Here is a 22,869-nt window from a genome sequence, read left to right on the forward strand (position 1 = left end):
TTCTGCGAGAGATCCACATGGTGACCCGCCGACCTTGCCCGATCATGATCAGCTTGTGGTGATCTGACACGCCGAGCGGGCAGGATAGCCCTCGTGCCGACGATCCCCGCCTCCACCAAGACGTCCCTGGCGCAGCGGCTGTGGCTGCATGCCAAGGAGAACTGGCCGCAGCTGAGCAGAGTGGATGTCCGCTATCACGGCCAGTTCGCCTACGTCGAAGGTGAACTGGCCGACAGCGCCCGGCTGCCGTTGATGCGGCTGCGCTACAGCGGCTCGGCTCACTACTGGGGACTGGCGATCCATACCCCCAGCAACGGCAAGTACCAACCCACCCCCTGGTTCATCGGCACCCCACAGGAAGCCCTCGACCTGGCCTGCGACCTCTACGTGACCCCCCTCACGGACTGACCACACCAGATCCGAAAGTCAACCCCCGAGAGACTTCCAGGCAAGGCCACTAAGCCAGGCGGTGGCGGCGGCCGTTGTTCGCTCTGGCCGGCTCGAAGGGGATCGAGTCCGGCTGCTCCGTGCGCTGGCGGCGCTGCTGGACGATGCGGGTCGCCAGGATCGCCGAGGTCAGCAAGGCGATCGTCAAGGCGGTGCCCAGGACGTCCGAGGCGGGCTTCGACGGGCGGATGATCGGCTGGTCGCGCAGGGGAGCCGTGAGGTCCTGGGCGAAGGGGTTGGGCCACAGGAGGTCGATACGCGGCTCGTCGGTGTCAGCCGTCTGGATCTTGATCGGGCTCGCGGTCGTGTCCGGCTCGCGGGGATCGGTCTCGGGCGGTGTCGGGCCGTCCGTCGGGAGGGACGTCGTCGTCGAGTCCTTCTTCTCCCGCTTGTTCGGCTTCGCCGTCGGAGTGGGCTTGGCGGAGTCCTCGGGGGACGGGGTCTCCAGGACGTGTTCGGGGTCCTTGTTGCGCTGCTGGGCGTCCTGATGCTCGCAGGCCAGCACGGGGAGGCAGACCTCGCTGAGGGTGTTGGGCAGCAGCTCCTGGTCCGAGGGAGTCGGCTGGGGCTGCCCCGACCTGGTGGGGATCGTCGTCGGGACCGCGTCGCCCACCGTGCCGAGAAGATCATCGGCAGTGCCGCCGACCTTCTTCGTCACGGGTTTGAGCTTGTCGCCCGTGAGGCTGTCGACCGTGCCGGTGACCGCCTCCACGACGTCGCACAGGCCGTTCGTCACCCCGGACAGCAGCCCGTCGCCGCGTTTGCAGTCGACCGCCTCGGCCAGCGCGGGCGAGGAGACGACCGGGATCGCGGCCAGCGCCAGCGCGAGAGCTCCAGCCGAGATCGCGGTCCTGCTGCCCATCCGTCCCCTCCTGCGTCGCTTACGGGGGAAATCTTTATGGACATCGACGGTGTGTCGCAGGCGTTTTCCGGCTAAAGTTGCGATTCGGTATCGACGCGTGACACGCGAGCATGACTCTCGTTCGCTCTCAGTCGAGCGACGACACGTCATCCAGGGCCTCACGTATCTCTCGCGGCAACACCACGTCCTCGGCGGTCAGTGCGCCGGCGAGCTGAGCGTGCGTACGGGCACCGACGATAGCGGAGGCCACGCCCGGCTGGTCGCGAACCCATGAGAGCGCCACCGCCAGCGGCGAGACCCCGAGCCCGTCGGCCGCGGTCATCACGGATTCGACCACACGACGGCTGCGTTCGTCGAGATACGGGCGGACAAAATCGGCGAAATGTGGCGTAGCGGCCCGCGAATCGGCCGGGATGCCCGTTCGGTACTTCCCCGTCAGAACCCCCCTGCCGAGCGGCGACCAGGCCATCACGCCCGCGCCCACGTGCTCGGCGGCGGGCAGCAGCTCGCGCTCCGGCTCGCGGGCCAGCAGGGAGTATTCGGCCTGGGCGGAGGTGATCGGGATGCGGCCCGGGATCGCCCGCTGCATGACCGCGGCGGCGGCCAGCTGCCAGCCGGCGTAGTCGCAGACGCCGGCGTAGACGGCCCGGCCCGAGGAGACGATCGCGTCGAGCGCCGCCATCGTCTCCTCCAGCGGCACCTCGGCGTCGTAGGTGTGCAGCTGCCAGAGATCGATGTAGTCGAGGCCCAGGCGGTTGAGTGAGTCGTCGACCGCGGCGATCAGATGGCGCCTGGAGGCGTCACGCGGCCGGCGGCCCGACGGCGTCACCACCGCCTTGGTCGAGATCACCAGCTCCGAGCGCGGCACCGAGTCGCGCAGCAGCCGGCCGAGCAGCCGCTCGGCGTCGCCGCCCGTGTAGACGTCGGCCGTGTCGACCAGGGTGCCGCCCGCGCTCATGAAGGTGCGCAGCTGCGCCGCCGCGTCGTCGGCGCTGGTGTCACGCCCCCAGGTCATCGTGCCGAGCCCCAGGCGGGACACCGACAGGCCGCTCCGGCCGACATAGCGCTGCTCCATGATCCCGCCAGGTTACCGCCCGGGTGCGTCAAACGCCGTGATCCACGCCTGCGACACTTGGTCGGTGACCACCCTCCTTCTCGCCCGCCACGGGCTCACCGCACTCACCGGGCCGGTGCTGGCCGGCCGCACTCCCGGAGTGCATCTGAGCGAGGCGGGCCGGGCGCAGGCCGCGGCGCTGGCCGGGCGCATCGCGGGCGTCCGGCTCGACGCCATCGTCTCCAGCCCGCTCGAACGCTGCCAGGAGACGGCCCAGGCCGTCGCCGAGGGGCGCGGCATGGCCGTACAGACCGATGAGCGGTTCGTGGAGTGCGGTTACGGAGCGTGGACGGGGCGGCCACTCAAGGAACTGGCGAAGGAGCCGTTGTGGCAGGTGGTGCAGGCGCACCCCAGCGCGGTGACATTTCCGGAAGGGGAGGCCTTGACGGAAATGCAACACAGGGCCGTGGCCGCCGTACGGGAGTGGAATCAACGCCTGGGGGAGAAGGGAGTCTACCTGGCGTGCAGTCACGGAGACGTGATCAAGGCCATCGTCGCCGACGCGCTGGGGCTCCACCTGGATCACTTTCAGCGGATAACTGCAGATCCCGGAGCTCTCACCGTCATTCGCTATGCCCCCTTGCGCCCCTTTGTTCTCAGGCTTAACGATATGGGGGAATTGCAGCTTCCCGAGGATTCGGAGGAGAAAGACGGGGGAGAAAAACTCTCCGGGAGCGATGCCGCCGTCGGCGGTGGACCCGGAACCACGTAAGGTCAGGCTATGCCGGTCTTCGACTACGACCCACCAGAGAGGTTCGTGGCCGGTGCCTTGGGGCAACCGGGCGCGCGAGCCTTCTTTCTGCAGGCCAGAGCCGAGGGCAGACTGACCACGGTAGCGCTGGAGAAGCTGCAGGTGGCGGCGCTCGCGGGCAGGCTGGACGAGCTGCTCGACGAGGTGCTGCGCCGCAGCGGGGGCACCGCGCACGTGCCCGCCATGGCGCCCGCCGACCTGACGGACGACAAGCCCCTAGAGGTGCCTGTCACGGAGGACTTCAGGGTCGGCACCATGGCACTGGCCTGGGATCCCGATACTTCACAGGTGGTGATCGAAGCGCAGGAGATCATCGACGAGGAAGCCGTCGAAGCACCCGAGCCCGCCATGCTGCGGGTGCGGATCAGCGCCGGGGTCGCCCGTGCGTTCACCCAGCGGGCGCTCCAGCTCGTCGCTGCGGGCCGACCGGCCTGTCCCCTTTGCGGGCAGCCACTCGACCCCGAGGGACACGTCTGCGTCCGCCTCAACGGCTATCGCGGGGGTGAGGCGACATCATGAGCGCTCCGGAGAGCGAACCGGCTACGAGGCCGCCGTCGCACCCGTCGCCCATGGAGGACGAGGAGGCGCTCAAGCTGCTGCGCGACGGCCGCCTGGAAGTGGCGGGCCGCCTCGTCGAGGCGACCAACATGACGCTCTACTGCTCGATCACGCTCGGTGAGCGCACCGCCGCCTGCGTCTACAAACCCGTACGCGGCGAGCGCCCGCTCTGGGACTTCCCCGACGGCACACTGGCCGCCCGCGAGGTCGCGGCGTTCGAGGTCTCCCAGGCGACCGGCTGGCAGATCGTGCCGCCGACCGTCCTCCGGGAGGGCCCGTTCGGTCCAGGCATGTGCCAGCTGTGGATCGACACCGAGCGTGAGGTCGACCTCATGCGCCTCGTACGCAGCCGCAACCCGGTGGTGCGGCGGATGGCGGTGTTCGACGCGGTGGTCAACAACGCCGACCGCAAGGGCGGCCACCTGCTGCCGCTGCCCACCGGCCACGTCTACGGGGTCGACCACGGCGTCTGCTTCTCCGCCGAGGACAAACTACGTACCGTGCTCTGGCAGTGGCGGGGCAAGCCGCTGGCCCGCGACGCCGTGACCACGCTGACCAAGCTGGAGCGCGACATCGAGTCGGGTCAGCTCGGCCGCAGGCTGCGCGAGTTGCTCACGCTCGCCGAGGTCGAGGCGACCTGGAACCGGATCAGGCGGCTGCTGGAGACCGGCCTGCACCCCTACCCCTCCCGCGAGTGGCCGGCCATCCCGTGGCCGCCCATGTAGACCGACGCGTCAACTGGCCATCCCCCGGCCGCTCATGGAAAACCGTTTACTACGCTTTGCCCTATGTGCACGGTGATCGTGAAGACGGGTCAGCCGCTGACGCTGATGGGCGTGCGAGACGAGTTCGCCGACCGGCCCTGGGAAGGGCCGGGAGAGCACTGGCCCGAACACCGCGGCGTGGTGGGCGGGCGCGACCTCAAGGCGGGCGGCACCTGGCTGGCCGTCGACCCCGCCCGGCGCCGCGCCGCCGCCCTCCTCAACGGGCACGGACGGCCCGCGGCCGAGGCCACCAAGATCTCCCGCGGCGACCTGCCGCTCCTCGCCGTCGCGGCCAATGACCTGCCCGATGTCGACCTGACCTTCTACGACCCCTTTCACCTGCTGCTCGCCGACCTGACGCGGGTGCGGCTGTTCAGCTGGGACGGGGAACGGCTCAGCGCCTCCGAGGTCCCCGACGGCACCAGCATGATCGTCAACACCGGTCTCAACCCGGAAGACGAACGGGTGGCCGCCTTCCGGCCGCGCTTCGAGAGCGCCGCGGACTGGCGCGAGCTCATCGCCGCCGCCCCCTCCTCCGACCCGGCGGCCCTGATCATCCGGCACGAGCTGCCCGACGGCCGCGTCTTCGCCTCGCTGTCGGTGACCCTGGTCACACTGGCGGCGGAGGGCGTGACGTACGAGTTCACGGACCTGACCGCTGATTCTGGACGGATAGGCTCAAAGGCATGAGATCGTGGTCTGCCCCCGCCATTCCCGCGCTTCCCGGTGAGAGCGTCCCACTGCGGCTCTACGACACGGCGGCCGGGCAGGTCCGGCAGAGCGACCCGGGTCAGACCGCCCGCATGTACGTCTGCGGCATCACCCCCTACGACGCCACCCACCTGGGCCACGCCAACACCTACCTGGCCTTCGACATGGTCGGCAGGGTGTGGCGCGACATGGGCCACGAGGTCCACTACACCCAGAACGCCACCGACGTCGACGACCCGCTCCTGGAGCGGGCCGAGCAGACCGGGGTCAGCTGGCAGGACCTGGCCGAACGGGAGATCGAGCTGTTCCGCACCGACATGGAGGCGCTGCGCATCGTGCCGCCGCGCGAGTACGTCGGCGTGACCGAGGTCGTCGGCCGGGTGGCCGAGCTCATCGCCAAGCTGGCGGCCAAGGGCGTCACGTACGACCTCGACGGCGACGTCTACTTCAGCGTGGCGGACGCGCCCAAGTTCGGGCAGGTGTCCGGCTACAGCGAGGAGCTCATGGTGGAGCTGTTCGGCGAGCGCGGCGGCGACCCCGACCGGCCCGGCAAGCGCCACCCGCTCGACTGGCTGCTGTGGCGGGCCGAGCGGCCCGGCGAGCCGTCATGGGAGTCGGCACTCGGCCGCGGCCGGCCCGGCTGGCACATCGAGTGCACCGCGATCGCCCTCGACAACCTGGGCGCCGGCTACGACGTCGCGGGCGGCGGCAGCGACCTGATCTTCCCCCACCACGAGTGCGGCGCCTCCGAGGGGCACGCGGCCACCGGGGAGTGGCCGTTCGCCAAGTTCTACACCCACGCCGGGATGGTGGCGCTCGACGGCGAGAAGATGTCGAAGTCCAAGGGCAACCTGGTCTTCGTCTCCAAGCTGCGGGGCCGGCACGACCCGATGGCGATCCGGCTCGTGCTGCTCGCCCACCACTACCGCGAGGACTGGGAGTACGTCCCGGCCCAGCTCGCCGCGGCCGAGGCCCGCCTCGCCAAGTGGCGCTCGGCGGCCGGGCTCGCCACCGCGCCAGAGGCGGGCCGGTTGCTGGCCGAGGTGCGCGAACGGCTCGCCGACGACCTCGACACCCCGGGCGCGCTGGCCGCCGTCGACGCATGGGTCGAGCGAGCCCTGTCCGAGGGCGGCTCGGACCCGGCGGCGGCGGCCCTGGCCCGCGACCTGATCGACGCCCTGCTGGGCGTCGCACTCTAGTCGTTCAGGTGCTCAGCCGGGCCAGCGGCTCGTCGGCGGACAGCTCCGCCGCGAGCCAGTCGATCGTCCGGCGCAGCCCCTCCGCCGCCGGGACCACGGCCCGCCAGCCCAGCCGTTCCGCCGCCAGCGACGTGTCGGGGCGGCGCACCCGGGGATCGTCCGCCGGTCGGTCGATGAACTCGATCGGCGACGACGACCCGGTCAGCTCCTTGATCAGCGCGGCCAGTTCTATCATGGTCAGCTCATCCGGATTGCCGATGTTGACCGGCCCGGCGAAGTCGCTGCCGGCCATGGCCAGGATGCCCGCCACCGTGTCGTCGACGTAGCAGATGGAGCGGGTCTGCGTGCCGTCCCCGGTGATCGTGATCGGCTCGCCGAGCAGCGCCTGCCTGATGAACGTCGGTATCGCCCGGCCGTCGAACGGCCGCATGCGCGGGCCGTAGGTGTTGAAGATGCGCACGATGCCGGTGTCGGTGCCGCGTGAGTGGCGGTAGGCGGTGGTCAGCGACTCGGCGAAGCGCTTGGCCTCGTCGTAGACGCTGCGTGGCCCGACGGGGTTGACGTTGCCCCAGTACGTCTCCCGCTGCGGATGTTCGAGCGGATCGCCGTACACCTCGCTGGTGGAGGCCAGCACGAACCGGGCGCCCTTCTCACGGGCCAGCCCCAGCGCGTGGAGGGTGCCGACGCTGCCCACCCGCAGCGTCTCGATCGGATAGCGCAGGTAGTCGGCGGGCGAGGCCGCGGAAGCGAAGTGCAGGACGAGGTCGAGCCGATCGGGTACGTGCACATACCCGGTCAGGTCGCACTCGATGATCCGGAAGGCCGGCCGGTCGATCAGGTGCTCGACGTTGCGCGGCCCGCCGGTGAGGAAACTGTCCATGCAGACCACCTGCGCCCCTTCGTCCAGCAGCCGCTCGCAGAGGTAGGAGCCCAGGAACCCGGCGCCGCCGGTGACCAATGCCCTCATGACGTGACCTCCAAGGCGGCGTCGACGACTTCGGAGACTTCGATCCTCAGCAGACCCGGGTCGGGCGCCGCGCCGTGCGGGTCGCCGTTGCGGCCCGCCCACAGCGCCACGTGCCGCCACCCCGGCGGCGGGCCCCACAGCGCGGGCGAGACCGGCCCGAACAGCACCACCGACGGCACGCAGAACGCCGTCGCCAGATGGGCGACGCCCGTGTCGCCGCAGACCACCAGCCGGGCCCTGCCGACCAGCTCGATCAGCCCCGCCAGGTCGGTACGCCCGGCCAGCATCCGCTCCGGCGGCAGCCCCGCCAGCTCGGCCACCTCGCGGGCCAGCGGCACCTCGGCCGCGTTCCCCGTGACGACCACGTCGCCCAGGGCGGCGGCGACGCGCGCGAACCGCTCGGGCGGCCAGCGCCGCGCCGGGTAGGCGGCCCCCGGGTGCACGATCACGGGTCCCGTCCGGTCGGAGAGGCCGAGCGTCAGATCCGCCGGATCGGCCTCGATGCCGTACCACCGCAGCAGGTCGCACCAGCGCCGCACCTCGTGCACGCCGTCGCGCCACGGCGGCCCGGTGCCGTGGCTGATCAGCCGTCCCGGATCGGTACGCCGCAGCGCCCCGACGCTCTGCGGGCCCCGGCCGTGCAGGTTGACCGCGATGTCCGGCCGGTCGAACGCGACCGGACCGGGGCCCGACACGTCGATCTGCGCGTCCACGGCCCCGGTCAGGGGCAGCAGGGGGCCGAGCCCGGCGGGCGCGGCCAGCGTGATCCGGTGCTCGGGGAAGCCCTGGCGCAGGGCGCGCAGCGCGGGTACGGCCGTGAGCAGGTCCCCCAGGCCCAGCCCGCGCAGCGCGAGGAGTTCTAGGGCCATGACGTCTCCGTGGAAGGGCAGACGACGAGCTCTCTCACCTCGCATCCGGCGGGCTGGGTGAGGGCGAAGACGATGGTCTGGGCGACGTCGGCGGGGTTGTTCAGGCCCGCCTCGGGCCCCGGCCGGTACTGTTCGGGACGGCCGTCGAAGAAGCCGGTCCGCATGCCGCCGGGTATCAGCAGCGTCACCCCCACCTGCCCGCGCAGCTCGACGGCCAGGCCGCGGGTGAACCCGACGACGCCGAACTTCGAGGCGCAATAGGCGGACGCGTCGCTCAGCGGGCGCAGCCCGAGCGTCGAGGCGCAGGTGACGACCTTGCCGCGGGAGCGCGTCAGGTAGGGCAGCGCCGCCCGTACGACCGAGGCCGTGCCCAGCAGATTGACCATGATCACCCGGTCCCAGTCGTCGGCGGGGACCTCGGCCAGCCGCCCGCAGGCGTCGATCCCGGCGGCGGTGACCACGGCGTCGAGACCGCCGGCCCGCTCGGCCAGCTCCGTGACGGCCCGCTCGGCTCGCGCCCGGTCGGCCAGGTCGGCGATCGCGTGCTCGACGTCCTGCTCGGGCTCCCGCACGTCCACGACCAGCGGCCGCCAGCCCTCCTTGCGCACCGCCTCGGCCGTCGCCAGGCCGAGCCCGGAGGCACCTCCAGTGATCAATATGTTCATCGGATCTCCCTGATGAGGTTGGTCGTCGACCGTCCCGGCAAGGTGCTGAGCACGACGGTCTCGGCGCCGAGCCGCCGCAGCACGGCGGACTCGGGCAGCACGTCGCCCTCGTAGTCGCCGCCCTTCACCCACACGTCGGGGCGGAGCCGCTCGATGACGGCGGCGGGTGTGTCCTCCTCGAACACCAGCACCGCGTCCACGCAGCCGAGCGCCCTGAGCACCTCGACGCGGTCGCGCGCGTCCACGACGGGCCTGGTGGGGCCCTTCAGCCTGCGCACCGACTCGTCGGAGTTGACGCAGACGACGAGCGCGTCGCCGAGCGCCCTGGCCCGCCGCAGCAGGCTCACGTGCCCCGCGTGCAGCAGGTCGAAACAGCCGCCGGTGGCGATCAGCCGCCCGCCGTTGGCGTGGGTCAGCTCGGCCACCTCCAGCGCGGTGCGCGGCCGGTCGCCGAGCCGCTGCTCGGCCAGGCGGGCGCCGGGCCCGCGCTCGGCGCCGCCGACGGAGGCGGCACCGCCGCGTTCGATGAAGCGCGAGGCCGCGGCCACGCCGGTCGTGACCGCCTGCTGGGCGGCCGCGCCGCCGCCCAGCGCGAGAGCCGCGGCGCCGGCGAAGCGGTCGCCGGCCCCGCACACGTCCCGGACGGAGGCGAGGACCGGCGCGGGCACCCGCCTGGCCGGGCCGCCGCCCCGCAGCGCCAGGGCGGCGCCCCGGGGACCAAGCGTGACGGCCACCGCCTGGGCGCGCAGGTCGCGCAGCAGGTGGCGGGCCGCCTGGTCCGGCCCGTGGTACGGGTGCGAGCAGAGCTGCCTGGCCTCCGGCTCGCTGGGCGTCAGCAGCGCGCAGCCGGGCACCGGCTCCTCGCCCCTGGGATGCGGGTCCCACACGATCGGCGCCTCGGCCGCGCGCAGCAGCCCGCGCGCCACCCCGGCGACGCCCCGTCCGTAGTCGGAGACCAGCACCACGGCGGCGCGGCCGAGGGCCTCGGCCGTCTGGGAGCCGGGGGCGTACCCGGCCCGGCCGTTGCCCGTGTCCATCCTGAGCAGCGTCTGGTCCCTGGCCCGCACCCGGGTCTTGCGCACCGTGCCGCCGCGCAGCGGGAGGCGTACGAGATCGACCTCCGCCGACAGCAGCCCGCACAGGCGGCGGCCCGGCGGGTCGTCGCCTATGGCGGTGATCAGCACGACCTCGGCGCCGTCGCGGGCGGCCAGCAGCGCGGCCAGCCCCGCGCCTCCCGGGCGGGCGCGCTCGGCGGCGACGTCCAGCACGGGGACGGGCGCGTCGGGGCAGAGCCGTTCGGTCTCGCCCTCGATGTCCAGGTCGAGCAGAGTGTCGCCGACGACGACCAGGGGTCCCCTCATAGGGCCTCCTCGACCGCGTCGCACAGGAGGTGGATCATGGCGAGATGCACCTCCTGTACGGTGCACACCTCCTCGGCGGGCACGGCGACGGCCTCGTCGCACAGGGCGGCCAGCGGGTTCGGGGCCGGCCCCGTCATCGCCCACGCGATCACCCCCCGCTCCTGCGCGGCCAGTGCCGCGGCCAGCACGTTGCCGCTGCCGCCGCTGGTGGACAGGCACACCAGGACGTCTCCGGGACGGCCGTGCGCGCGTACCTGCCGGGCGTACACCTCCTCGGCGCCGAAGTCGTTGGCGATCGCCGTCATCGACGAGGTGTCGGCGTGCAGCGCTATCGCCGAGTACGGCGGCCTGTCGGCCCGGAACCGGCCGACCAGCTCGGCCGTGAGGTGCTGCGCCTCGGCCGCCGAGCCGCCGTTGCCGCAGGCCAGCAGCCTGCCTCCGGCGCCCAGCACCCCCGCGAGCTTGCCGCCCCACGCGCGGACCGTGGCCGCGTGGTCGTCGACCCTCGACAGGGCCCACCAGAGTTTCTCCAGATGCGTGTCCATGTTCAGCCCCCATAGTTCAGCTCGTTCAGCCCCCAAGAGCGGCGAGGCGGCCTACCTTGCCGTCGATCACCTGCGTGTACACGGCCTCGGTCTGCTGCGCGACGCGGGCCCAGCCGTACCTCTCCTGGGCGCGGCGTGCCCCGGCCGCGCCCAGCGCCCGGCGCCGGTCCTCGTCGGCGAGCACGTCGCGCAGGGCCCTGGCCAGCGCGCGCGGGCGGCGGGGCGGCACCAGCACGCCGCAGCCCGCGACCGTGTCGAGGTGGCCGCCGACCGCGGAGGCGACGACCGGCACGCCGCACGCCATCGCCTCGACCGCCACCATGCCGAACGGCTCGTACCAGGGCACGCAGACCACCACGTCCGCCGAGCGCATGAGCGCGGGGACCCGCTCGCGGGGGACGCTGCCGATCACGTGCACCCGGTCGCCGACGCCGTATCCGGCCGCCAGCTCGCGCAGCCGCGCCGCCTCCTCGCCGTCCCGCTGACCGCCGGCGATCACCAGGTCGGCCCCGGGGAGCCCGCGCATGGCCTGGATCACGGTGTCGACGCCCTTGCGCGGCACCTGGCGGCCGATGCTGAGCACCATCGGACGCCGGGCGCCCACCGCCAGGCGCGGCGCGACCGGGCCGCGGGGGCAGAACTCGGTCAGGTCGACGCCGCACGGCACGACCGCGACGCGCTGCTCGGGCACGCCCATCGCGCGCAGCTCGTTCACCTCGTCGCCGCAGGTGGCGATCACTCTGTCGGCGTGGGCGCCGATCTCGCGCTCGGTCGCCAGGCGGTGTGCGGGGCTGGTGTCCGCGCGGCCCTGCCAGCGCCGCTTGACCGTGCCCAGCGCGTGGAAGGTCTGCACCACCGGCACGTCCTCGGTGGCCTGCAGGGCCGCCTGCCCGCTCATCCAGAAGTGCGCGTGCGCGACGTCGGGCCGGCGCACGGCCCAGCGGTCGGCGAGGCGGTCGGTGAACTCCGGCATGTACAGCGGGAGATCGTCCTTCGGGATCGGAACCGCGGGCCCGGCCGTGACGTACTCGACCGTGACGCCGGGCGCCAGGGGCGCCGAGTCCGGCTGGGCCGGATCGGAGCGGCGGGTGTGGACGACGACCGTGTGCCCGCGCTCTCCCAGCGCGACGGCCAGCGCGGCGACGTAGACGTTCTGGCCACCTGAGTCGACGCTGCCGATCGCGGCCAGGGGGTCCGCGTGTTCAGAGATCAGATCGACATTCACTGGTCAGCTCCCTCACTGCCTTGACCACCTGCTCGCTTGTCACCTGTGACAGACATGGGTGCCCGGGGATCGGGCACTCGCGTGCCCTGGTGTCCCGGCAGAGGGCTCGCTGATCGCCGAGGAGCACCGTGGGCACTCCGTAGGGGGCCCACCGGGCAGAGGGGACGACCGGGGCGAACAAGCTCACGACAGGCGTACCGACCGCGGCTGCCAGGTGCGCGGGGCCGGTGTTTCCCGCCACGAGCACGCCGGCCCGCTCAATGAGGGCTGCCAGCTGTGAAAGCGTCGTTCTTCCGCCGAGGTCGACCGCAACATCGTGGGCGACATAGGCGGTGAGCTCGCGCTCCTTGCCTGTCACGACGACCCGGTGCCCGTCTTCGGCCAGCTCCCGGACCGCCTGCCGATGCCGTTCGGCAGGCCAGGTCCTGGCGGGAGCTGACGTCCCCGGGTGCACCACTACGTACGCGCCTTCGCCGGCGCCTGTGCCGGTATCTACAAGGTTCCCGATAACGTGCCCGATATCCGGAAGGGGGCGCCGGACAGCGAGTTTTCCCTGATCATCGGGCGGCAATTCGAACCCGGCCGCCCGCGCGAGCGCGAGCATCCGCTCCGCCTCGGGCACGTCGCGGCTCTCGTCCACCACGTGACGGACGTCCAGGAGCGAGCCCGGGTAGTCCTCGCTGATCGCCGAGATCCGCCGTACGCCGGCCAGCCGCAGCAGCAGGGCGAGCGGCAGCGCCGACTGGTGGAACGAGGTCAGGATCAGCGCCTCGTCCACCCCTGTGACCTGCTGGACCAGCTCATTGACCCGGTCCATGTCCACCGGCGGCGGGTCGTGGTCGATCCACGGCGCCCGCCACTCGATCACCTGGTCGACGCCGGGCAGCAACTCGGCGGCGGCCCTGCCGCGCGGCCCGGCCAGCAGCACCACCTCGCGCGCGCCCGCCCGTACGGCGCGTACGGCGGGGCCGGCGAGCAGCACGTCGCCCGCGTCGTCCAGCCGGGCCACGAGCACCCGGCCCCGGTCCGGCCCGCCTCCTGGAGGCTGTCGGCGCGTGGACGGCTCCCGGTTGTTGGACGGCTTCCGGTTCGTGGTCGGCTCCTGGCACGCGGTCGGCTCCTGGTTCGTGGTCGGCTCCCGGTTCACGGTCGGCTCCTGGCGCGCGGTCGGCTCGGTCGCCGTGGCCGACGTCGTTAGGGCGCCCGGTACATTCATCGCCGGACCCTCCATTCCCCTCGCAGCCGGTGCGCGCAGGCGGTCGGCGGTATCGCCACGCTGGTGACGGCCATCCGCAGGACCTCCGCGGGGGTCCGCGGCCCCGGCGCGATCCGCGCCCAGGCGAACTCGGCGCTCAGCACGGCCCACCCGGCGGCGGCCAGAGCCGCGATCACGGCCAAGGGCCCCGGCCCGGCCGGCACGGTCAGGCGCCGCCCCCGCATGGTCGGTACGGTCAGGCGCCGCCCCCGCACGGGGGGCACGCTTAGGCGCCGTTTTCGCCCGGCCTGGTCCCTGTTACGGGCCGCCCAGGCCGCCGTCAGGGTGGCCGCCGTCAGGGTGGCCGCGGTGCAGCCGAGGCCGGTGGTGAGGGCGTGGCGGCGCAGCCGGCCCGGCGCGCCGCCCAGCGCCGCCCGCCACGACGGCCCGTGCAGCCGCCGCATGAGCGCGTCGTCGGCGTTGCCGCGCTGGAACCGCACGCTCGACCAGAACCCGTCGTCGCGTACCGGGTGGACCGTCACCCGCTCGCCCCTGACCAGCCGGTGCCCCGCGCTGAGCATGCGCAGCGCGAGGTCGGCGTCCTCCCGGTAGGCGCGGGGGAAGCGTTCGTCGAACCCGCCGGTCGCCTCCAGGGCGCTCCTGCGGTAGGCCATGTCGGCGGTGATCCACTCCGCGGCGGACAGCCCGGCGGTGTTCCGCTCGGCGTCCGTCGGCCGGCGGCCGGGCGGCAGCGGCACCTCGACGCGGCCCTGGCTGCCCGCCACGTCATCGGTCAGCTCCGCGAGGTCCGCCCACACGGCCTCGGCCCAGCCCGGCCGCGGGACCACGTCGTCGTCGAGGAAGGCGACCCACGGCGTGTCCGCCGCCCGCCACCCTGCGTTGCGCGCCGCCGCGGGCCCCCGGCCCCACGACCGCACGACCCGTACGCGCTCGGGCACCTCGAGCGGGCCCGCCCGGCTCGCTGGACGGTCGTCCACCACGATGACCGGCAGCCGGGTGCCCACGGCCGCCAGCGTGGCGCCCAGGCTGGGCCGCCCTATCGTGGGGACCACCACGGTGATCACGAGGCGAACACCTGCCCGCGCCGCACCAGGTACGGCCCCAGGGCCAGCACCTCGACCGGCGAGGACCCGAAGCATTCCAGCGCGTCACGCGGATCGTCCACCATGGGCCGTCCCGCCGTGTTCAGGCTGGTGTTGACCACCACCGGCAGGCCCGTACGGGACTCGAAACAGGTCAGCATCCTGGCCAGCAGCGGATCCGCCGCGGGCGAGACCGTCTGGATGCGCGCGGTCCCGTCCACGTGCACGACCGCCGGTATGCGCTCCCGCCAGTCCGGATGGACGTCGTGCACGAACAGCATGTACGGCGAGGGCACCGGCCCCCGCCCGAAGATCTCCGCGGCCCGCGAGTCGAGCACCATGGGCGCGATCGGCCGGAACTGCTCCCTGCCCTTCACGTCGTTCAGCCGCTCGGTGTTGTTCGGGAACCCGGGATGGGCGAGCAGCGAGCGGCGGCCCAGCGCCCGCGGGCCGTACTCCGAGCGGCCCTGGAACCAGGCGACGATCCGGTCGGCGGCCAGCTCGGCGGCGACCGCGGCGGCCAGGTCGGCGGGCCGCGAGTACGGCACCCGCGCCACCTCCAGCCAGGCGCCGAGCTCCTCGTCGGTGAAGCCGCGCCCCAGGTCGGCCCCGGGCATGGGCGCGGCCGGCTCCCCGTACGCCCGCGCCAGGTGCAGCGCGCCGCCCAGCGCGGTGCCGGAGTCCCCGGCGGCCGGCTGGACCCACATCTCCTCGAACGGCCCCTCGGCCAGCAGCCGGGAGTTGGCCACGCAGTTCAGCGCGACGCCGCCGGCCAGGGCCAGCCGCCGCTCGCCGGTGCGCTCGTGCAGCCAGCCGATCAGCTCCAGCAGCACCTCCTCCAGCCGCGCCTGCACGCTGGCGGCCAGGTCGGCGTGGTCGGCGGTCCACGGGGCGCCCCGAGGCAGGGCCTTGGCGTAGGTGTTCCAGTCGACGGGGTCGGTACGGAAGCCGCCGTCGCCGGTCGTCCGGACGAACTCGCGCAGCGACTCCAGGTGGCGCGGCCGGCCGTAGGAGGCCAGGGCCATCACCTTGTACTCGTCGCAGGAGCGCAGGAAGCCCAGGTGCTCGGTGACGTCCTCGTACATCAGCCCCAGAGAGTGCGGCAACTCCTGCGCGGCCAGCACCTCCAGCTCGCCGTCGCGGTAGCGGCCGGCCAGGTGCGAGACGTTCTCGCCGCGCCCGTCACAGACCAGCACCGCGCAGTCCCGGTAGGGCGAGGCGAGCCCGGCCGAGGCGGCGTGCGCCACGTGGTGGGGGACGTAGCGCACCTGGGCGGGGTCGAGGCCGGGCAGGGCGGTGGCCAGGAAGTTCGGCACCCGCACGGCGTACCTGGTGCGCAGGTCCTCCCAGTCGCCGTCGGGGCGCTGGCGGACCAGCGACGGGTCGTAGGAATAGGCGACCGCGTCCAGATCCTCGGGATGGAGACCCGCCTCGCGCAGGCACCAGGCGGCCGCCTGCTCCGGCAGCTCCCACGCCGAGAAGGGCAGCGGGCGCTTGCCGTGCTTGCGGCGGCTGAACCGTTCCTCCTCCGCGGCGGCGACGATCCGCCCGTCGGCGACCAGGGCGGCGGCCGGATCATGAAATATCGCGTTGATGCCGAGAAATCTCATTACGTTCCTCCCCCGGGACGTAGAGAGTGGCTACCGAGAGAAGCGGCTCTCAAACCTGGCCAACCCCTCTGTAGTGCGAAAACGGGCTGACGGTCCTGCGGTTGGTCACGCTGAGTAGTTGTTTGGTGAGAGGGCCCTCGGGTAGCTGGCTGACAGCGCGACGGAGGTGAAAGTTGTTCGAACAACGACGTCCCGGAGCGGTGCTCTTCGACCGGGACGGGACCCTGATCAAGGACGTCCCCTACAACGGCGACCCCGCCAGGGTCGAGCCGATGCCGGGCGCGCTGGAGGCGTTGGTGCGGCTGCGCCGGGCCGACGTGCCGGTGGCGGTCGTCACCAACCAGTCGGGCGTGGCCAAGGGGTTGCTCTCGCCGGATGAGATGGATCAGGTGAACGCCAGGGTCGAGGAGCTCCTCGGCCCGTTCGACGCGTGGGCCATCTGCGTGCACGACGACTCCGACGGCTGCACCTGCCGCAAGCCCGCGCCGGGCCTGGTGATCAGGGCGGCGGCCGTCCTCGACGTCAGCCCGCGCGACTGCGTCGTGGTGGGCGACATCGGCAGGGACATGGAGGCGGCCAAGGCGGCGGGTGCCAGGGGCATCCTGGTGCCGACCGGCGAGACCCGCAGGGAGGAGATCCAGCAGGCCGCCGAGGTGGCCGAGGACCTGTCCGACGTGGCGGATCGCGTGCTGAGCGCCGTCGCCCAGGCCGGCGAGGCGGCCCGCGTGAGCGCGGGCGCCGCGGTCTGGTCGCCGCTGGTGGGCTGGAGCCGTTGGTGAGGATCCTGCACTGGCATGTGCACGGCTCGTGGACCAGCTCCTTCGTACGCGGCGAGCACGACTACGTGCTTCCGCTCGTCCCCGGCCGGGGACCGGACGGCCGGGGACGGGCGAGGACCTTCGACTGGCCGGAGCGCGCCCGCGAGGTGGCCTGGGACCGGCTGCGCGAGGAGCACATCGACGTCGCCGTCTACCAGCGCCCGCACGAGCCCGAGCTGGCCCGCGAGTGGCTCGGCCGCGACGTGCCGGGCGTCTACGTGGAGCACAACACGCCCGCGGGCGACGTGCCGCGCACCCGCCATCCGCTCGCCGGCCGCGCCGACCTCACGCTGGTGCACGTCACCCACTTCAACGAGCTGTTCTGGGACAGCGGCAGGGCGCCCACCCGGGTTATCGAGCACGGCATCCCCGACCCCGGCCACCTCTACACCGGGGAGCTGCCCAGGGCCGGCGTGGTGGTGAACGAGCCGGTCCGGCGCACCCGGGTGGCGGGGACCGACCTGCTGCCCCGCTTCGCCGCCGAGGTGCCGCTCGACCTGTTCGGCATGGGGGTGGACGGCCTGCCGTACGGGGCCTACGACCTGCCGCAGGCGCGGATGCACGCCGAGCTGGCCAGGCGGCGCGTCTACCTGCATCCCTACCGGTGGACCTCTCTCGGGCTGGCCCTCATCGAGGCGATGACGCTCGGCCTGCCGGTCGTCGCGCTGGCCGTCACCGAGGCCGTCGAGGCGGTGCCGCTCGACGCGGGCGTGCTCTCGACCCGGGTGGACGTCCTGGCCGAGGCGCTCAGAGGCTTCGTCGAGGACCCGAAGCTCGCCGCTCAGACCGGCAAGGCGGCCCGCGCCGCCGCGCTGGCCCGTTACGGGCTGCCCAGGTTCCTGGCCGATTGGGATCGCCTTCTTGAGGATGTATGACCGGAAAAGTGATGGGTAGGGCCATTTGGCATGATGCCAATAGATTGGTCGCATAAGGCCGCCTGCCTGGTCGAAGACCCGGAATTGTTCTTCCCGATCTCGCCCGAGGGGCTGGGCCACGCCGAAGCGGAGCGCGCGAAAGTCATCTGCCGCGACTGCCCGGTACGTGAGCCCTGTCTCGACTACGCGCTCAGCACCGGACAGGCCTACGGCGTCTGGGGCGGCACCGACCCGTCGCAACGACGGGAGATCATCCTGACATCACCTCGGCGAGAAAGCGTTGGCGCTCGCCGTCCTCGAGGTGGTCGCTGAACAGCACGCCGTCGAGGTGGTCGACCTCGTGCTGCAGCACTCTGGCCAGCACACCCAGCGCCCGCACGGTCACGCCCTTGCCGAAGGCGTCGCGGCCCCGAGCCGTCACCATGTACGAACGTTCCAGCGGCCACCACAGGCCCGGCGCCGACAGGCACGCCTCGTCAGCCGTGACACGCCGCTCCGACAGCTCCAGCCGTGGATTGACCAGGCATCCCGACTTGCCGTCGTAGGAATAGACGATCACGCGTAGCGGCACTCCGATCTGGGGCGCGGCCAGCCCGGCGCGGCCGGCTCCCGCGCGCATCGTCGCGGTCAGGGACTTCACCAGCCCCCGGAGTTCGCGGTCGAAGTCGTGAACCGGCGCCGCCACCGAGCGGAGCACCGGATCGCTGAACATGCGAATAGGGCGGACTGTCACCGCAACTCCCCGATAGGCCGCGTGGTCTGCGGTGGTGCTTCCCACGCGCCTTCGGGATCAACCGCCAGGGTTCTGGGTTGTAGCACCGCGGTAACGGTTCTGGGTTGTAGCACAGCGGTAACAAAGGAGACCCAGCGGCGAAACCGCCCGAAAGCACTATCTCATCTGTGATCTCACTTCCGGCTCATGGACCTGTGATGTTTGGCCGGGCGCTCGGGGCCCGGCCAAGCCCACCACCACGGGGGGTGTCCGCGTGAACGCGCTTCCCCTCGACGACCCGGCGCGTGAGCTGGAGACGGCGCCGGACGCGCTGTCCGGCTTCACCGTCGGCGTGACCGCCACCCGGCGGCGCGAAGAGTTCGGCGCGCTGCTCGAACGGCGCGGCGCACGGGTGGTGAGCGCGCCCGCCATCAGGCTGGTGCCGCTCTCCGAGGACTCCGACCTGCTGGCCGCCACCCGGCTCAGCCTGGCCGGCCCGGTGGACGACGTGGTGATCACCACCGGCGTCGGCTTCCGCGGCTGGATGGCGGCGGCCGAGGGTTGGGGCCTGTCGGCCGACCTGGCCGACCACCTGACCAAGGCCCGCCTGCTCACCCGCGGCCCCAAAGCCAGGGGAGCGGTGCGCGCCGCCGGGCTGAACGACCACTGGACCCCCGCCACCGAGTCCTGCGAGGAGGTCAAGCAGTACCTCCTGGCCCAGGATCTGCACGGCCGCCGCATCGCGGTGCAGCAGCACGGCGAGCCGCTGACGGAGTTCGTCGAGGTGCTGCGGGAGGCCGGGGCCGAGGTGATCGAGATCCCGGTCTACCGGTGGCTGCCGTACCGCGACCCATCGCCGCTGCGCCGCCTCATCACCCAGACGCTCTCCGGCGCCGTGGACGCCGTGGCCTTCACCAGCGCGCCCGCCGTACACGCCATGCTCGGCGCCGCCCGCGCCGAGGGGCTGGAGGAACAGTTGCTGGCGGCGTTCGGCGACCGCGTCGTGGCGGCCTGCGTCGGGCCGGTCACCGCCGGGCCGCTGGTCACGCGTGGCGTACCTACCCTGCAGCCCGAAAGGTCCCGCCTCGGCGCCCTGGCCAGGGCACTGGCCAGGCACCTGCCCGAACACGGCGTCACCCGGCTCGTGGCGGGCGGGCACCGGCTGGAGATCCGCGGGCACGCGGTGGTCGTCGACGGCGAGCTCAGGCCGCTGCCGCCCGCGCCGATGGCCGTGCTCAAGCGCCTGGCCGACAAGCCCGGCAATGTGGTCTCCCGCACCGACCTGCGTACCGTGCTGCCGGGCAGCCTGTCGCGCGACTCGGCGGAGCACGCGGTCGAGATGGCGATCACGCGGCTGCGGCGCGCCCTGGGGCCCGCCGGGATCGTCGAGACGGTGGTCAAGCGTGGTTACCGGCTCGCCTGCAGCCACGAGACGGCGTCCCTGTGACGTCGTCGCTGCGGGCCACTCCCGCTTCTGGCGCGCCGATTCCGGGCGCGGCCGCACAGGTCGGTTCGAGCGCGTTGGTGCCGGTCGCGTCGGCAGAGGCCTCTTCGAGCGCTTTGGCGTCGGTTGAGGCTGCGGGGGCTGGTTCGAGCGCTTCGGTGCCGGTCGTGTCGGTGCGGGTCGGTTCGAGCGCGTCGGTGTCGGCTGCTTCTGTGCGGGTCGGTTCGGCCGTGCCCACGTTGGTTCTGGCCGCGCATGGGACGCGGAGTGCGGCGGGGGAGCGGTCTCTGGCCGACCTGGCGGCGGCGGTCAGGCGGGCGCGGCCCCGGCAGCGCGTGGAGTTGAGCTACCTGGAGATCAGCTCGCCCCTGCTGGCCGACGTGCTGCCCGCCGTCCCCGGGCCTGTGGTCGTGGTGCCGCTGCTGCTCGCCGGCGGCTACCACGTGCACATCGACCTGCCGAACGTCGTCGCCGAGCACCGCCCTGACGCGCTCGTCGCGCCGCCGCTCGGCCCGCACCGGCTGCTCACCACCGCGCTCGCCCGCAAGCTGGCCCGCGCGGGACTGGGCCCCGCCGACACGGTCATCCTGGGCGCGGCGGGCTCCTCGGACCCGGCCGGGCTCGCCGACGTCCGTGCCGCCGCCCACCTGCTGGCGGTACGGCTGGGCCGCCCGGTAACGGCCGCGTTCACCTCGGCGGGCAGCCCGTCACTCGGCGAGGCTGTGGAACGTCTCAGGTCGGGTCCGTTGCCAGGCGAGGCCGTGGAACGCCTCCGATCGGGTCCGGCGTCGCGCCTGGCGGTCGCCTCGTACCTGCTGGCGCCCGGCTTCTTCCACGGCCGCCTGGCGGAGGCGGGCGCGGACCTGGTCAGTGATCCGCTGGGAGCCGACCCGGCCGTGGTGGAGCTGATCTGGCACCGCTTCGACCAGACGACGACCCGGGCGGCCGTACCGAACACCTGGAGCGCCGTACAGACCGCTTAGTTCGGCTCACCCGCCGCCGACGGCGTCCCCGGCCATGACACTTCAGGGCCCGGGACACCCACGGCCGCGCACTCACGGCCGCAGCGCTCACGGCCGCGACGCCCGCGGTCCCGGCGCTCGCGATCCCGAGGGACGTGATTCGGACGGACGTGATCCGGCGTTCGGGATCCCTGACAGACGCGATTCGGACAGACGTGATCCGGCGCCCGCGATTTCGGGGCCCCGACTCCGCCTCCCACGATCCCCGACGCCGCAACTCCGGCACGTGCGATCCCGACGGACGCCATGGTCGACGGACGCCGTGGTCGGTGGTCGGTAGGGAGGGTGGGCGGTGCAGCCGGGGGAGTGTCAGGCAGGCGTGGGTTCGAGGCGGAGTTCGCGGACGATCTCCTGAGCGCCGGCGTCCCGGGACGGCCCCGCGTCGGCGCCCACGAACATCTCGATGTAGGCGTGGTGGAAGCACCCCGCCAGCAGCAGCCGGGCGGTACTCTCCGGGTCGACGCCGGCGGCCACCCGTCCCAGACGCTGCTCGCCCTCCAGATAGGCGGCCAGCGGGAGGATCTCCGCCATCGGCCCGAGTCCGTGATCGCGTACGGCCTGCCGGAAGCGGACGGTGACGGACGGCGAGGTGAACGCCGGCAGCGCCACGGCCTGCACATCCGTGTAGTAGTCGATGCCCGCCCGCACGATGGGCAGCAGGTTGTCGGTGACGCTGCCCCTCCCGACGCGGTGGGACAGTCCGTGCAGGATGCTGAGCCAGAGCGGGAGCCGGTCCTGCAGCAGGGCGAGGAAATGGTCCACGGAGCCGCCGGGACGGTCATCCCTGAGAGAGAGCGCCATCTCCAGGATGCGTCGCCGGGTGTCCTGACTCCTCTGGTGCGGGTCTACGTGGGAAGTCGCCATGGTTGGCCTAACGTGCGCAGTCACATGGGGAGGTTCGCGTGGGGAGGTTCGCGTGGGGAGGTTCGCGTGGATAGGTGCAACGTGGCATTCGCGGCCGGGGTCCTCGTGACGAGCCGGTCCTGGGGTTCCAACTTGGTGCAAAGTTGTATAGCTACTGATTATTACCTGAAACTTCCAGAAAGTTCGGTAAACAAAGGCTGCGAGTCAGCTGTCAGTGTCGCGGTCCCGGCGCCGCAGGTAGCGCTCGAACTCGGCGGCGATCGCGTCGCCGCTGGCCTCGGGCAGCTCGGCGGCGTCCTTGCGCTCCTCGAGCTCCTTGACGTATTCGGCCACCTCGCTGTCCTGGGAGGCGAGCTCGTCCACGCCGTTCTCCCAGGCGCGGGCCTCCTCGTCGAGATCGCCGAGCGGCATCGGGATCTCCAGCAGGTCTTCGAGGCGGCGCAGCAGCGCCAGCGTGGCCTTGGGGTTGGGCGGCTGGGCCACGTAGTGCGGCACCGACGCCCACAGCGAGACGGCGTCGAGGCCGGCGTCGCCGAACGACTGCTGGAGCACGCCCACGATGCCCGTGGGACCCTCGTAGCGGCTCAGCTCCAGGTTGGTCGAGCGGGCCAGGTTTTCGTCCGTGGCGCCGCCCAGGATCGGCACGGGGCGGGTGTGCGGTGAGTCGTTGAGCAGCGCGCCGAGCATCACGGCCAGCTCGACGCCGAGCTCGCGGCAGACCTCGATGATGTCGGCGCAGAACGACCGCCACCGCATGTTGGGCTCGATGCCGCGCAGCAGCACCACGTCACGCTCGACGCCCGGTGGCCGGGCACGCAGCAGCCGCGTCGTCGGCCAGATGATGGAGCGGGTCAGCCCGTCGCCCATCTCCACGACGGGCCGGGTGACCTGGAAGTCGTAGTAGTCGTCGGGATCCAGCTCGACCAGCGGCTCCGCCTTCCAGGCGGACTCGAGGTGGGCGATCACACCACTGGATGCCTCGCCGGCGTCGTTCCACCCTTCGAACGCGGCTATGAGCACCGGGTCGACGAGCTCGGGGAGCCTTTCGAACTCGATCACGTGTCGCCTCCTCTCTCCGCTGTCCAGCTAAGCCTATGCGGTGAGGAGGCGGTCATGTCACGGAGTAACGGTGATCAGTCATCGTCGCGGAGCGACCGGTCAGACGCCGCCACGCGCCGACGGCCCGGG

Annotated in this window: 25 protein-coding genes; 11 read left to right on the top strand and 14 right to left on the bottom strand. The window is 72.5% G+C overall.

All coding sequences use genetic code 11. The annotated features are described in order from the left end of the window. Positions 1-93 precede the first annotated feature (93 nt). Positions 94-408 (top strand): hypothetical protein, encoded by a 315-nt coding sequence (locus AB0B64_RS57610; protein WP_358204666.1) that lies wholly within the window; start codon positions 94-96, stop codon positions 406-408. Between the two features lie 49 nt (positions 409-457). On the opposite strand, the gene AB0B64_RS57615 is transcribed toward AB0B64_RS57610, so the two are convergent. Both AB0B64_RS57615 and AB0B64_RS57620 read right to left on the bottom strand, forming a co-directional pair. Next, a complete protein-coding gene (locus AB0B64_RS57615; protein ID WP_358204672.1) occupies positions 458-1,309 on the bottom strand; it encodes a hypothetical protein in 852 nt (283 codons plus the stop codon). A 127-nt stretch (positions 1,310-1,436) separates the two neighbouring features. Further along, positions 1,437-2,384: an aldo/keto reductase gene (locus AB0B64_RS57620; RefSeq protein WP_358204678.1), complete on the bottom strand. Its 948-nt coding sequence runs from the start codon at positions 2,382-2,384 to the stop codon at positions 1,437-1,439. Positions 2,385-2,448: 64 nt separating this feature from the next. Here AB0B64_RS57620 and AB0B64_RS57625 point away from each other — a divergent pair, with 64 nt between their 5' ends. From AB0B64_RS57625 to mshC, 5 genes are all read left to right on the top strand, one after another. Beyond that, positions 2,449-3,135 carry an MSMEG_4193 family putative phosphomutase gene (locus AB0B64_RS57625; protein WP_358204684.1) on the top strand — a complete coding sequence of 229 codons (687 nt, stop codon included), beginning with the start codon at positions 2,449-2,451 and terminating at the stop codon, positions 3,133-3,135. A 9-nt stretch (positions 3,136-3,144) separates the two neighbouring features. Then, positions 3,145-3,693, top strand: coding sequence for a DUF3090 domain-containing protein (locus tag AB0B64_RS57630; protein ID WP_219528509.1), 549 nt, complete (start codon positions 3,145-3,147; stop codon positions 3,691-3,693). Next, positions 3,690-4,457, top strand: coding sequence for an SCO1664 family protein (locus tag AB0B64_RS57635; protein WP_357951628.1), 768 nt, complete (start codon positions 3,690-3,692; stop codon positions 4,455-4,457). Before AB0B64_RS57630 ends, AB0B64_RS57635 begins: the two co-directional genes overlap by 4 nt. Before the next feature lie 63 nt (positions 4,458-4,520). After that, on the top strand, positions 4,521-5,186 hold the full coding sequence (locus tag AB0B64_RS57640) for an NRDE family protein (protein ID WP_357951630.1): 666 nt from the start codon (positions 4,521-4,523) through the stop codon (positions 5,184-5,186). Next, positions 5,183-6,406: a cysteine--1-D-myo-inosityl 2-amino-2-deoxy-alpha-D-glucopyranoside ligase gene (mshC, locus tag AB0B64_RS57645; RefSeq protein WP_357951632.1), complete on the top strand. Its 1,224-nt coding sequence runs from the start codon at positions 5,183-5,185 to the stop codon at positions 6,404-6,406. The genes AB0B64_RS57640 and mshC overlap by 4 nt, the downstream gene beginning before the upstream one ends. 4 nt (positions 6,407-6,410) lie before the next feature. On the opposite strand, the gene AB0B64_RS57650 is transcribed toward mshC, so the two are convergent. From AB0B64_RS57650 to AB0B64_RS57690, 9 genes are read right to left on the bottom strand one after another with little or no spacing between them, the layout of a single operon-like run. Beyond that, positions 6,411-7,373, bottom strand: a complete 963-nt coding sequence (locus AB0B64_RS57650) for a UDP-glucuronic acid decarboxylase family protein (RefSeq protein WP_357951634.1) — start codon at positions 7,371-7,373, stop codon at positions 6,411-6,413. Beyond that, positions 7,370-8,242 (bottom strand): glycosyltransferase family 9 protein, encoded by an 873-nt coding sequence (locus AB0B64_RS57655; RefSeq protein ID WP_358204697.1) that lies wholly within the window; start codon positions 8,240-8,242, stop codon positions 7,370-7,372. The genes AB0B64_RS57650 and AB0B64_RS57655 overlap by 4 nt, the downstream gene beginning before the upstream one ends. Beyond that, positions 8,233-8,907, bottom strand: a complete 675-nt coding sequence (locus tag AB0B64_RS57660) for an SDR family oxidoreductase (RefSeq protein ID WP_358204701.1) — start codon at positions 8,905-8,907, stop codon at positions 8,233-8,235. Before AB0B64_RS57660 ends, AB0B64_RS57655 begins: the two co-directional genes overlap by 10 nt. Further along, a complete protein-coding gene (locus tag AB0B64_RS57665; RefSeq protein ID WP_357951640.1) occupies positions 8,904-10,268 on the bottom strand; it encodes a PfkB family carbohydrate kinase in 1,365 nt (454 codons plus the stop codon). Before AB0B64_RS57665 ends, AB0B64_RS57660 begins: the two co-directional genes overlap by 4 nt. Continuing rightward, a complete protein-coding gene (locus tag AB0B64_RS57670; RefSeq protein ID WP_357951642.1) occupies positions 10,265-10,813 on the bottom strand; it encodes an SIS domain-containing protein in 549 nt (182 codons plus the stop codon). The genes AB0B64_RS57665 and AB0B64_RS57670 overlap by 4 nt, the downstream gene beginning before the upstream one ends. 25 nt (positions 10,814-10,838) lie before the next feature. After that, on the bottom strand, positions 10,839-12,038 hold the full coding sequence (locus tag AB0B64_RS57675; protein WP_358204710.1) for a glycosyltransferase: 1,200 nt from the start codon (positions 12,036-12,038) through the stop codon (positions 10,839-10,841). Beyond that, positions 12,016-13,254: a glycosyltransferase family 9 protein gene (locus AB0B64_RS57680; RefSeq protein WP_358204715.1), complete on the bottom strand. Its 1,239-nt coding sequence runs from the start codon at positions 13,252-13,254 to the stop codon at positions 12,016-12,018. The genes AB0B64_RS57675 and AB0B64_RS57680 overlap by 23 nt, the downstream gene beginning before the upstream one ends. Next, positions 13,251-14,318 (bottom strand): glycosyltransferase, encoded by a 1,068-nt coding sequence (locus AB0B64_RS57685; protein ID WP_358204720.1) that lies wholly within the window; start codon positions 14,316-14,318, stop codon positions 13,251-13,253. Before AB0B64_RS57685 ends, AB0B64_RS57680 begins: the two co-directional genes overlap by 4 nt. Further along, on the bottom strand, positions 14,315-15,946 hold the full coding sequence (locus AB0B64_RS57690) for a carbamoyltransferase C-terminal domain-containing protein (RefSeq protein WP_358204727.1): 1,632 nt from the start codon (positions 15,944-15,946) through the stop codon (positions 14,315-14,317). The genes AB0B64_RS57685 and AB0B64_RS57690 overlap by 4 nt, the downstream gene beginning before the upstream one ends. A 173-nt stretch (positions 15,947-16,119) precedes the next feature. On the opposite strand from AB0B64_RS57690, the gene AB0B64_RS57695 reads away from it, so the two are divergent. From AB0B64_RS57695 to AB0B64_RS57705, 3 genes are read left to right on the top strand one after another with little or no spacing between them, the layout of a single operon-like run. Further along, positions 16,120-16,725 (top strand): HAD family hydrolase, encoded by a 606-nt coding sequence (locus tag AB0B64_RS57695; RefSeq protein WP_357951652.1) that lies wholly within the window; start codon positions 16,120-16,122, stop codon positions 16,723-16,725. Further along, entirely contained in the window at positions 16,722-17,639 is a 918-nt protein-coding gene (locus AB0B64_RS57700; protein ID WP_358204734.1) for a glycosyltransferase, read from the top strand. The genes AB0B64_RS57695 and AB0B64_RS57700 overlap by 4 nt, the downstream gene beginning before the upstream one ends. Positions 17,640-17,672: 33 nt before the next feature. Next, entirely contained in the window at positions 17,673-17,951 is a 279-nt protein-coding gene (locus AB0B64_RS57705) for a WhiB family transcriptional regulator (protein WP_357952182.1), read from the top strand. Here the strand turns inward: AB0B64_RS57705 and def are convergent. Beyond that, positions 17,890-18,372 (bottom strand): peptide deformylase, encoded by a 483-nt coding sequence (gene def, locus AB0B64_RS57710; RefSeq protein ID WP_357951656.1) that lies wholly within the window; start codon positions 18,370-18,372, stop codon positions 17,890-17,892. The genes AB0B64_RS57705 and def overlap by 62 nt on opposite strands. Before the next feature lie 253 nt (positions 18,373-18,625). Here def and AB0B64_RS57715 point away from each other — a divergent pair, with 253 nt between their 5' ends. Together AB0B64_RS57715 and AB0B64_RS57720 are read left to right on the top strand one after the other, a co-directional pair. Next, positions 18,626-19,798 (top strand): uroporphyrinogen-III synthase, encoded by a 1,173-nt coding sequence (locus AB0B64_RS57715; RefSeq protein ID WP_357951658.1) that lies wholly within the window; start codon positions 18,626-18,628, stop codon positions 19,796-19,798. A gap of 227 nt (positions 19,799-20,025) precedes the next feature. Next, the gene (locus AB0B64_RS57720) at positions 20,026-20,778 is read left to right on the top strand and encodes a CbiX/SirB N-terminal domain-containing protein (RefSeq protein WP_357951660.1); all 753 of its coding nucleotides are present in this window, start codon (positions 20,026-20,028) and stop codon (positions 20,776-20,778) included. 348 nt (positions 20,779-21,126) lie between these two features. Here the strand turns inward: AB0B64_RS57720 and AB0B64_RS57725 are convergent, their stop codons facing one another. Together AB0B64_RS57725 and AB0B64_RS57730 are read right to left on the bottom strand one after the other, a co-directional pair. Beyond that, on the bottom strand, positions 21,127-21,618 hold the full coding sequence (locus AB0B64_RS57725) for a hypothetical protein (RefSeq protein ID WP_358204743.1): 492 nt from the start codon (positions 21,616-21,618) through the stop codon (positions 21,127-21,129). Between the two features lie 267 nt (positions 21,619-21,885). Continuing rightward, the gene (locus tag AB0B64_RS57730; protein ID WP_357951663.1) at positions 21,886-22,740 is read right to left on the bottom strand and encodes a PAC2 family protein; all 855 of its coding nucleotides are present in this window, start codon (positions 22,738-22,740) and stop codon (positions 21,886-21,888) included. Positions 22,741-22,869 lie beyond the last annotated feature (129 nt).

The sequence above is a fragment of the Nonomuraea sp. NPDC049129 genome (assembly GCF_040648495.1).
Lineage (GTDB): Bacteria > Actinomycetota > Actinomycetes > Streptosporangiales > Streptosporangiaceae > Nonomuraea.